The sequence below is a fragment of the Calditrichota bacterium genome (assembly GCA_014359355.1).
Classification (GTDB): Bacteria; Zhuqueibacterota; Zhuqueibacteria; order JANLFK01; family Oleimicrobiaceae; genus Oleimicrobium.
Genome location: JACIZP010000148.1, coordinates 1 through 10,659, shown reverse-complemented (window position 1 = coordinate 10,659; position 10,659 = coordinate 1). Strand labels below are relative to the sequence as shown.

The window sequence follows — 10,659 nt, the reverse complement described above, 5'->3', positions numbered from 1 at the left end:
TCAATACCTGCGTAATCGCCGCCGTCAACGTCGTCTTCCCATGATCCACATGACCTATCGTCCCTATGTTCACGTGCGGCTTCGTCCGCTCAAACTTCTGCTTCGCCATCGCTCATCTCCTCCTGATTGCTCTTGCAAATTGCCAAGTCGGTTGCTCAGCGGGCCATCGCATAGGAGCGATGTTCGCCCAAAAGTTTTTCGGCTACCTCGTCGGGGGCCGGGGCATAGCGCAGGAACTGCAGGGTAAAGATTGCCCGGCCCTGGGTCATGGAACGTAGCTGCGTTGCGTAGCCGAAGGTTTCGCTCAGCGGTATCTCTGCATCGATGACCTGGCCGTCGGCGCGGGGCGCCATGGCCTTTATCTTGGCGCGCCGCATGCGCAGGTCGCCCACCACGTCACCCAGGTACTCCTCGGGAACGATCACTTCCAGCTTCATGAGCGGCTCCAGGAGCATGGGGTCGGCACGTCGTGCGCCATCGCGGAACGCCATTGACGCCGCAATTTTGAACGCAATATCCGAGGAGTCCACCTCGTGATAGGAGCCATCGATCAGGGCCACTTTGATATCCACCATGGGGCTGCCGGTGAGCACACCCTCGCCCATGGCCTCTTTGACCCCATCGGCGATGGGCTTGATGAACTGCTTAGGAATCACCCCGCCGATGATCTTGCTCTCGAACTCAAACCCTTTGCCTGGCTCGTTCGGCTCCAGCTCCAGCACGACGTGTCCGTACTGGCCCCGCCCACCGCTCTGCTTAATGAATTTGCCTTCGCTGGTCACCTTGCGACGGATCGTTTCGCGATAGCTGACCTGCGGCTTGCCGATCTTTGCCCCCACCTTGAACTCGCGCAGCAGGCGGTCGGTCAGGATCTCCAGGTGCAGCTCACCCATGCCGGAGATCAAGGTTTGGCCCGTCTCCTGATTCACCTTCACCTGAAAGGTCGGGTCCTCATCGGCCAAGCGCGCCAGCGAAATCGACAAGCGCTCTTGATCGGCCTTGGTCTTCGGTTCAATGGCGATGCTGATCACCGGTTCCGGGAAGCGCATGGACTCCAGCACAATGGGCTTCTTAGGGTCACACAGCGTCTCGCCTGTCTTGGTCAGCCGCAAGCCTACAGCAGCAGCAATGTTGCCACAGGTAATCTCTTCCAGGTCTTCGCGCTTGTTGGCGGCCATCTGCAGGATGCGCGACAAGCGCTCGCGCTTGCCAAGATTGGCGTTCAGCACCGTCGCCCCCGTCTGGATCTTCCCCGAATAGACACGGAAGTAGGTGAGGCGACCCACGTACGGGTCGGACATAACCTTGAAGGCCAAGGCTGCAAAAGGCTCATCCTCGGAGGGGCGCCGCGTCTCCGTCTTGCCGATGTAGGGATTCTCCCCCTGCACGGGTGGCAAGTCCACCGGCGACGGCAGATAGCGCACCACCGCATCCAGCAGGCGCTGGATACCCTTGTTCCGTGCAGCCGAACCACAAAGCACAGGCACGATGCTCACATCGAGCGTGGCTTTGCGCACCACGCTGATAATCTCTTCTTCCCCAATCTCTTTCCCCTCTAAGTACTTCTCCAAGAGGGTATCATCATAGTCCGAAATGGCTTCCAAGAGTTTGGTGCGATACTCGTTGGCAATACCCAACAGGTCCTTGGGGATATCGAACTCTTCCCATTGGCTGCCGAGCGTATCTTCCCTGTAGGTGACGGCCTTCATGCGAATGAGGTCGATGAGGCCGGTGAACATGTCGCCCTGCCCCATGGGAATTTGCACGGGGACAGGGTTGGCGCCCAGCCGCTCGCGGATCATACGGACGGTGTTGAAAAAGTCTGCGCCGATGCGATCCATCTTGTTGACGAAGGCGATGCGCGGGATGCGATACTTGTCCGCCTGTCGCCACACCGTCTCCGACTGCGGCTCCACGCCACCCACGGCACAGAACAAGGCAACGGCGCCATCCAGCACGCGCAGGGAGCGTTCCACCTCAACGGTGAAATCCACATGGCCTGGCGTGTCGATGATGTTGATGCGGTGACCGTCCCACTCGCAGCTGATGGAGGCGGCGGTGATGGTGATGCCTCGCTCCTTTTCCTGCTCCATCCAATCCATGGTAGCAGCACCATCATCCACCTCGCCGATGCGGTGCACCTTGCCCGTGTAGAACAGGATGCGCTCGGTGGTCGTGGTCTTCCCGGCATCGATGTGCGCCATGATGCCGATGTTGCGAATTTTTTCGATTGGGTATCGTGTCGACATTAAAAAAGTCCGCCAAATCTGGAGAGACCGGTTCTGGTCTCTCACTCAAGCTCGGAGGACGACGGCACGCCAAAACTGCAGTGGTTTCGTTTAGCTACTGCGTCCTGCTCGAGATTGTCACATGGTTGTGCACTCCCTGTCTAAAGGGAGCGCGTGTTCTTGCTGTCTCGCCAGGCCGAGCCTGGCACGAAACTACCAGCGGAAGTGGGCAAATGCCTTGTTGGCTTCCGCCATCTTGTGCGTGTCCTCGCGCTTCTTGATGGAAGCGCCTTCGTTCTTGGAGGCGGCGATCAGCTCGGCAGCCAGTTTTTCGGCCATAGTCTTTTCCGACCGCGCACGGGCGTTGCTGATGATCCAGCGGATCGCCAAACTTTGCCGGCGCTCCGGGCGCACTTCCACAGGAACCTGGTAGGTGGCGCCGCCGACGCGTCGTGACTTGACCTCCAACAGCGGTTTCACGTTTTCCACCGCCTTCTCAAAAACCTCAAGGCCATTCTGCCCGGTCTTCTTCTCGATGATGTCGATGGCGCGGTAGAAAATCGTCTCTGCCAAGCTCTTCTTGCCGCGCCTCATGATGCTGTTGATGAACTTGGTGACCAGTACCGACTGGAACTTCGGATCTGGGAGCACCTCACGTTTGACCGGCCGTTTTCTCCTCGGCATCTCTCACTCTCAGAGTATGAACGATTTCGTCTTGCTTGCCTGCTACTTCTTGGGCCTCTTCGTCCCGTACTTGGAACGCCCCTGGGCACGATCGTTGACACCCGCAGTATCCAGCGTCCCCCGGATGATGTGGTACCGCACACCAGGGAGGTCCTTCACACGGCCACCTCTGACGAGCACGATAGAGTGCTCTTGCAGATTGTGGCCCTCCCCCGGGATATAGGCCGTCACTTCATAGCCGTTGGTCAGGCGCACACGGGCCACTTTGCGCAGCGCAGAATTAGGCTTCTTGGGCGCAGTGGTGTACACCCTGGTGCACACGCCACGCCTCTGCGGCGACCCTGTCAGTGCTGGCGCCTTGCTTTTCGTCAATACGCGCGCCCTCCCATGGCGCACAAGCTGATTAATCGTCGGCAAGCTTCCTCCTCTTCTGCGAACGCGAAATATACACAAACAACCTACGAAATCCAACTACTTTTTTGCTTGACAACGCGCCGTTCCAATGCGCTACTTGGACGCAGCGACTTCGGTCGACACCTGCTCAGCCTCTTCCTGGCTGGGCGCGAACACGCGAATGTCGCGGTACTTGGCCAGGCCAGTACCAGCAGGGATGAGGTTACCCATCACTACGTTTTCCTTCAGACCAAGCAAGCGGTCTATCTTTCCCTCCACCGAGGCATCGGCCAGCACCCGCGTGGTCTCCTGGAACGAAGCAGCCGAAATAAAGCTGTCGGTGGACAGCGACGCCTTGGTGATGCCCAATAGGAGGGGCTCGAAGGTGGCGGGCTTTGCCGGACGGGCCTCAGGCACCCGTTTTCCGTCCTTCTCCAGCGTTGCGCACACCTCTTTGAACTCGGCAGCATTCACCCTCTGCCCGACTCGCCAGTTTGAGTCGCCTGGCGCCGTGATGACCATCTGCTCCTTCATGCGGTCGTTCTCTTCCATGAAGGACAGGCGGTCGACCTGGTCGCCTTCCAGATAGTCGGTGTCCCCGGGATCCTCGATGCGCACCTTTTGCAGCATCTGGCGCACGATGATCTCGATGTGCTTATCGTTGATGCGCACACCCTGGAGGCGATAGACCTCCTGGATTTCGTTCAGCAGATATTCCTGCACCTTATTGGCGCCCATGATCGCCAGGATGTCATGGGGTGCCACGGCCCCTTCGGACAGCTTTTCGCCCGCACGCACCCGGTCGCCGTCATGTACCAAGACGTGCTTGCCGTAGGGGATGGTGTACGTGCGCTGGTCGTGACCATCCTCGGAGGTGACCACGATCCTCCGCACGCCGCGGCGGATTTCACCGAAGCTGACGATGCCGTCGATCTCACTGACCACTGCTGGGTCCTTCGGCCGCCGCGCCTCGAACAGCTCGGCCACCCGCGGGAGTCCACCGGTGATGTCGCGAGTCTTGGCGATTTCCCGGGGGATCTTGGCGATCACCTGCCCCGCTTTGATCTCCTGTCCCTCGCGCACCTGCAGGAACGCCCGCACCGGCATATGATGGCGAGCAAGAACTTTGCCCTTTGCGTCGACCACCAAGACCTGCGGGTTGAGACTGCGGTTGCGCGCCTCGATGATAACGCTCTGCTTCAGGCCCGTGGTCTCATCCAGCTCTTCTCGGTAGGTGACATTCTCCTTGATGTCCTCGAACCTCACCGTCCCGCTATGGGTGGAGATGATGCTCGCGCTGTAGGGATCCCACTGGAAGAGCACCTCACCCTTGCCGATGCTCTGGCCCTCTTGTTTCAGGATGGTGGCGCCATAAGGAACGGTGTACTTTTCCACCACCCGGTTGTTCTCATCAACAATGTTGATCCGCCCAGTGCGCGAAATGCAGATTTGCGATCCATCCTCCTGCGGGATGGCTCTCACATTTTCGTATTGCAGTGTGCCAGCCCGCTTGGTGACCACGCTGCTCTGGGCAGCGATGCGCGACGCCGTGCCACCGATGTGGAAGGTACGCAGGGTCAGCTGCGTGCCAGGCTCGCCGATGGACTGTGCGGCCATCACCCCAACAGCTTCGCCGACTTGCACCATGCGGCCGGTAGCCAGGTTGCGGCCATAACACATGGCGCACACACCGCGTCGAGCAGCACAGGTGAGCACCGAACGGATGCTCACCTCCTCAATGCCGGCGTCGACGATGGCTTGGCCCAACTCTTCGTCAATAAGCTGGCCAGCTTGCACCATCACCTCATTGGTATCGGGGTGATAGACGTCCTCCGCAGCAACGCGGCCCACAATCCGGTCGATGAGCGGCTCAATGACCTCCTCGCCCTCCTTGAGGGCTCCGGTGCGCACGCCGAGGATGGTGCCACAGTCCTTCATGGTCACCACCACGTCATTGGCGACGTCGACCAGCCTCCTGGTCAGGTAGCCAGCATCAGCAGTCTTCAGGGCTGTGTCAGCAAGACCCTTGCGCGCGCCATGCGTGGAGATAAAGTACTCCAGCACGGAGAGACCTTCGCGGAAGTTGGCCGTGATCGGGTTTTCGATGATTTCGCCCATCTGGCCAATCATCTTCTTCTGGGGTTTGGCCATCAGTCCGCGCATGCCCGCCAGCTGGCGGATCTGGTCCTGCGAGCCCCGGGCTCCGGAATCAGCCATCATGAAGATGGGATTGAAGCCTTCCTTGTCGTCCCGCAGCCCCTCGAACATCTTCTCGGTCACTTCGTTGGTGGCGTGCGTCCAGACGTCGATGGTCCGGTTGTAGCGCTCACCGTCAGTGATCACGCCCCGCTCGTACTGCTTCTGAATGGCTTCCACGGCCTGAGTAGCACTCTGCAGTATGGCCTGCTTCTCAGGCGGGATGAGCACATCAGTCATGCCCACCGTCGCCCCGGATACCATGGCGTAGTGGAAGCCGATGTCCTTCAACTGGTCCAGGAACTCTGTGGTGCGCACACTCCCCAGACGCCGGTAGCAGTCGTAGACGATCTGCTCGATGCGCTTCTTGGTCAGGAGCTCGTTGTAGAAGCCGAGTTCCCGCGGCACGCACTGGTTGAAGATGACCCGCCCAGTAGTCGTCTCGATGACCCGGCCATCCAGCCGCACTTTGATGCGGGCATGGAGACCAACTACCCCATTGTTGTGGGCGATGATCACCTCGTCCGGCGAGGAGAAGAGCATCCCTTCGCCCTTGTCGCCGCGCTTCACCTTGGTCAGGTAATAGATCCCCAGCACGATGTCCTGGCTGGGAATAGCCAAGGGTCGGCCGCTGGCTGGCGATAAGATGCTGTGACTGGACAGCATCAAGAGCTTGGCCTCGATCTGCGCGTAGTAGGACAGCGGCACGTGCACCGCCATCTGGTCCCCGTCAAAGTCCGCGTTGAAGGCCGCGCAGACCAAGGGGTGAATCTGGATGGCCTTGCCCTCGATGAGCAGCGGCTGAAAGGCCTGAATGCCCAGCCGATGCAGCGTGGGGGCGCGGTTGAGCATCACCGGGTGATCCTGGATAATCTCCTCCAGGATGGCCCACACTTCGGCGCCCCGCCGGTCGACCACCTTCTTGGCGCTCTTGACCGTCTTCACCATCCCCCGCTCGATGAGCTTGCGGATGATGAACGGCTTGAAGAGCTCCAGCGCCATCTCCTTGGGCAGTCCACATTCGTGCAGCTTCAGCTCCGGACCAACAACGATGACGGAGCGGCCCGAGTAGTCGATGCGCTTGCCCAACAGGTTCTGGCGGAACCGGCCTTGCTTGCCGCGCAGCATGTCGGACAGCGACTTGAGCGCGCGGTTGCTGTCACCGCGTACGGCCGAAGCCTTGCGGCTATTGTCAAAGAGCGAGTCGACCGCCTCCTGCAGCATGCGCTTCTCGTTGCGGAGGATGACTTCAGGCGCCTTGATCTCCAGCAACTTCTTGAGGCGGTTGTTGCGAATGATCACTCGCCGATAAAGGTCGTTGAGGTCCGAGGTGGCGAAGCGACCACCCTCCAACGGCACCAACGGACGCAGCTCCGGCGGGATGACCGGAATCACCGTCATCACCATCCACTCTGGCTTGTTTTCGCGTCCATTGAGGCCGCTGCGCCGGAACGCCTCGATGACCTTGAGTCGCTTCAGGCACTCCATGCGGCGTTGTACCGAAGTCTCGGTCTTCGCCTGCTGACGGAGCTCCTCAGAGAGCTTCTGGATGTCCACCCGCTTGAGCAAGTCCAGGATCGCCTCGCCGCCCATCTTTGCCACGAAGCGGTCCTCTTCGTTCTCGGTCTGGACCAGCTCCGGGTACTCGTTGATGATGCGCAGGTACTCTTCCTCGGAGATCAGCTCTTTGGCGCGCAAACCGCTGCGCCCTGGCTGGATCACCACATACGACTCGTAGTAGATGATCTTCTCCAGCTCCTTGCTGCTCATGTTCAGCAGGTAGCCGATCTTCGAGGGGATAGACTTCCAGTACCAAATGTGCACCACCGGCACGGCCAGGGTGATGTGTCCCATGCGCTCGCGGCGCACGCTCTTCTGGGTGACCTCCACGCCACAGCGGTCGCAGACGATCCCTTTGTAGCGCACGCGCTTGTACTTGCCGCAATGACACTCCCAATCCCGCACCGGACCGAAAATCTTTTCGCAGAAAAGGCCGTCTTTCTCCGGCTTGAAGGAACGGTAGTTAATCGTCTCCGGCTTGGTCACCTCGCCGTAAGACCGTTCCAGGATCTTGTCCGGAGAAGCAAGACCGATGGCGATGGCAGTAGTTGGCCCCCTGCCTATTGCATCTTGTCTGGTCGTGAGCACCAAACTTTACACCTCCGCAAGATGCGCTAACCGTGAATCACAGAGCTGCCCTCGGTAGGTCTTAGCCCCTGTGAGCCCCTTTTTGGGCGCACGGACCACTGGGGCATCCGGCCATCGATCAGCTCCACATCGAGCCCAAGGCCCTGCAGCTCGCGAATGAGCACGTTGAACGACTCAGGCAAGCCGGGCTCGGGTAAGTTGTCGCCCTTGACAATGGCCTCATACACCTTGGACCGCCCACGCACATCGTCCGACTTGACGGTGAGGATCTCCTGGAGCGTGTGCGCGGCACCGTAGGCCTCCAGCGCCCAGACCTCCATTTCGCCGAACCGCTGCCCACCGAACTGTGCCTTCCCGCCCAGGGGTTGCTGGGTGATGAGCGAGTACGGCCCAATGGAACGGGCGTGAATCTTATCTTCTACCAGGTGCGACAACTTCATCAAGTACAAATAGCCGACGGTCACCGGTTGGTCGAATGGCTCGCCGGTACGTCCATCGTACAGGATCGTCTTGCCGTCGGGAGGAAGCCCCGCCTTCTTCAGCTCTTCCACGACTTCCTCATAGGTAGCACCGTCAAATACCGGCGAGGCATAAAGCTGGTTCAGCTTGGCCGCTGCCCAGCCCAAATTACACTCCATGATCTGACCAAGGTTCATACGCGAAGGTACGCCCAGCGGGTTGAGCACCACGTCCACGGGCGTGCCATCCGGCAGGAACGGCATGTCCTCCACCGGCACAATCTTGGAAACCACACCCTTGTTGCCATGCCGCCCGGCCATCTTGTCACCCACCGACAGCTTGCGCTTCTTGGCCACGTAGACTTTGGCAAGCTGCACAATGCCAGGGGGCAACTCATCGCCCATGGTCAACTTCAGCTTGTTCTGCTCATATTCCTGCTCAATAGCCCCGAGGCGCTGCTCATATCGTCTGATGATCTCGAGCGCTAACTGGTTGGCCTCCGCATCCTCGGTCACTTCCAACCGGAAGTTGACCCGGTCAAAGTCCAGTCGGGCAAGATTGCCATCTGCGCGGAGTACCGTTTTGGCTTTCACCAACGCCTTGTCGGTTTGGATGTCGCGCACTGCCTGCGCCGTCTTCCCATCCAGCACGCGAATGAGCTTCTGATCGCGCAGCCGTTTGGCCTTCTGCTCTTCTTCCTGGCGCCACAGCGTCAGGTCATCGAGCATCTTCTTCTCTTGCTTTTTGCTCTTGGTGTCCTTCTTCTTGCGGGTGAAGAGGCGCGTGTTGATAACAATCCCCTTCACGCCGGGCGGAACCTTGAGGGAAGCATCTTTGACGTCGCCGGCCTTCTCGCCGAAAATAGCCTTGAGCAGCTTCTCTTCCGGCGTGGGGTCGGTCTCGCCTTTCGGCGTCACTTTTCCCACCAGGATATCGCCAGCCTGGACTTCGGCGCCGACGCGCACCACGCCGTTCTCATCCAGGTCTTTGGTCGCTTCTTCGCTGACGTTGGGGATTTCCCGGGTCAGCTCTTCTTCGCCCCGTTTCGTGTCACGAACCTGGAGGTCGAATTCCTCAATGTGCAACGACGTGAAAATGTCCTCGCGCACAACGCGCTCGGACACAATGATGGCGTCCTCAAAGTTGTAGCCGCGCCACGGCATGAAGGCCACCAGCACATTGCGACCGAGTGCCAGTTCGCCGCGGTCGGTAGCAAAGCCGTCGGCCAGCACCTGGTTCTTGGTGACGCGCTGCCCTTGCGTCACCAGAGGCCGCTGGTTAATGCAGGTGTCCTGGTTGGTGCGCATGAACTTGGTCAGCCGGTACACTCTGCGCGTGCGGTCCTCAAAATCCAGCAGTTCCTCGCGCTCGCTCCGCGGGTCGTGTGCCGGGTCCACGCGGATGACGATGTGGTCGGCATCCACCTCTTCCACGACGCCGTCCACGTCGGAGACGATGATCGCCCGCGAATCGCGCGCCACTTTCGCCTCAAGACCGGTGCCGATAAGCGGCAGCTCCGGACGAAGCAGAGGCACGGCCTGGCGCTGCATGTTGGAACCCATTAGGGCGCGGTTGGCGTCGTCATGCTCCAAGAAGGGGATGAGCGCCGCCGCCGCCGACACGGTCTGGGTGGGCGAGACGTCCATGTAGCTCACCTGCTCCGGCGGCACCACCGGAAAATCACCGCGCAGACGCGCCTTCACGCGCTCCTGGAGAAAGCGGCCATCCTTGTCTAACGGCGCATTGGCCTGCGCCACGATCTGGTTCTCTTCTTCGTCAGCGGCCAGGTAGACGATCTCGTTGGTCACCCGCCCATTGACGACCTTGCGATACGGCGTCTCGATGAATCCCAGGTCGTTGAGGCGCCCGTAGGTGGTCAGTGACGAGATCAATCCGATGTTCGGCCCCTCGGGCGTCTCGATGGGGCAGAGGCGCCCGTAGTGGGTGTAGTGGACGTCGCGCACCTCGAAGCCTGCGCGCTCCCTGGTCAGACCACCTGGACCCAGGGCCGACAAGCGACGCTTGTGCGTCAGCTCGGCCAGTGGGTTGGTCTGGTCCATGAACTGGGACAGCTGGCTGGTGCCGAAGAAAGTGTTGATGACCGACAGGATCGTGCGCGCGTTGACCAGGTCCTGCGGCGTGAGGTTTTCGCTCTCCCGCAGGTTCATGCGCTCCTTGATAGTACGCGCCATCCGCGACAGGCCCACACTCATCTGCTGGGCCAGCTGTTCGCCCACCGTCCGCACCCGGCGATTGCCGAGATGGTCGATGTCATCAGCCTCGCGCTTGCCGTCCCGCAGGTCGACCAAATACTTGATGATGGCCACAATGTCGTCTTTGGTGAGGACGGTCACATCCAGCGGGATGTCCAAGCCGAGCTTCTTGTTCAGACGGTAGCGGCCGACCTTGCCCAAGTCGTAGCGCTTGGGGTTGAAGAAGAGGCGCTCCACCAAACCGCGGGCCGCCTCCAGGTCCGGTGGCTCACCGGCGCGCAGCTGGCGGTAGATAGTCTCCAGAGCGTCTTCCTCACTGCGGGCAGTGTCCTTGCGCA

The 10,659-nt window shown here is 60.2% G+C and carries 6 protein-coding genes; all 6 read right to left on the bottom strand.

Translation table 11 applies throughout. The features are described from left to right. On the bottom strand, positions 1 to 109 hold a 109-nt coding region (locus H5U38_06170), incomplete at its 3' end, for a hypothetical protein (GenBank protein MBC7186602.1). Positions 110 to 155: 46 nt separating this feature from the next. Further along, on the bottom strand, positions 156 to 2,249 hold the full coding sequence (gene fusA / locus H5U38_06165) for an elongation factor G (protein MBC7186601.1): 2,094 nt from the start codon (positions 2,247 to 2,249) through the stop codon (positions 156 to 158). Positions 2,250 to 2,441: 192 nt separating this feature from the next. After that, complete coding sequence (rpsG, locus tag H5U38_06160; GenBank protein ID MBC7186600.1) at positions 2,442 to 2,912, bottom strand: 30S ribosomal protein S7; 471 nt, start codon at positions 2,910 to 2,912, stop codon at positions 2,442 to 2,444. A gap of 42 nt (positions 2,913 to 2,954) precedes the next feature. Then, the gene (locus H5U38_06155) at positions 2,955 to 3,329 is read right to left on the bottom strand and encodes a 30S ribosomal protein S12 (GenBank protein MBC7186599.1); all 375 of its coding nucleotides are present in this window, start codon (positions 3,327 to 3,329) and stop codon (positions 2,955 to 2,957) included. 90 nt (positions 3,330 to 3,419) lie between these two features. After that, positions 3,420 to 7,625, bottom strand: coding sequence for a DNA-directed RNA polymerase subunit beta' (gene rpoC / locus H5U38_06150; GenBank protein MBC7186598.1), 4,206 nt, complete (start codon positions 7,623 to 7,625; stop codon positions 3,420 to 3,422). 50 nt (positions 7,626 to 7,675) lie between these two features. Beyond that, the coding region (gene rpoB, locus H5U38_06145; protein MBC7186597.1) for a DNA-directed RNA polymerase subunit beta at positions 7,676 to 10,659 on the bottom strand (2,984 nt) is incomplete at its 5' end.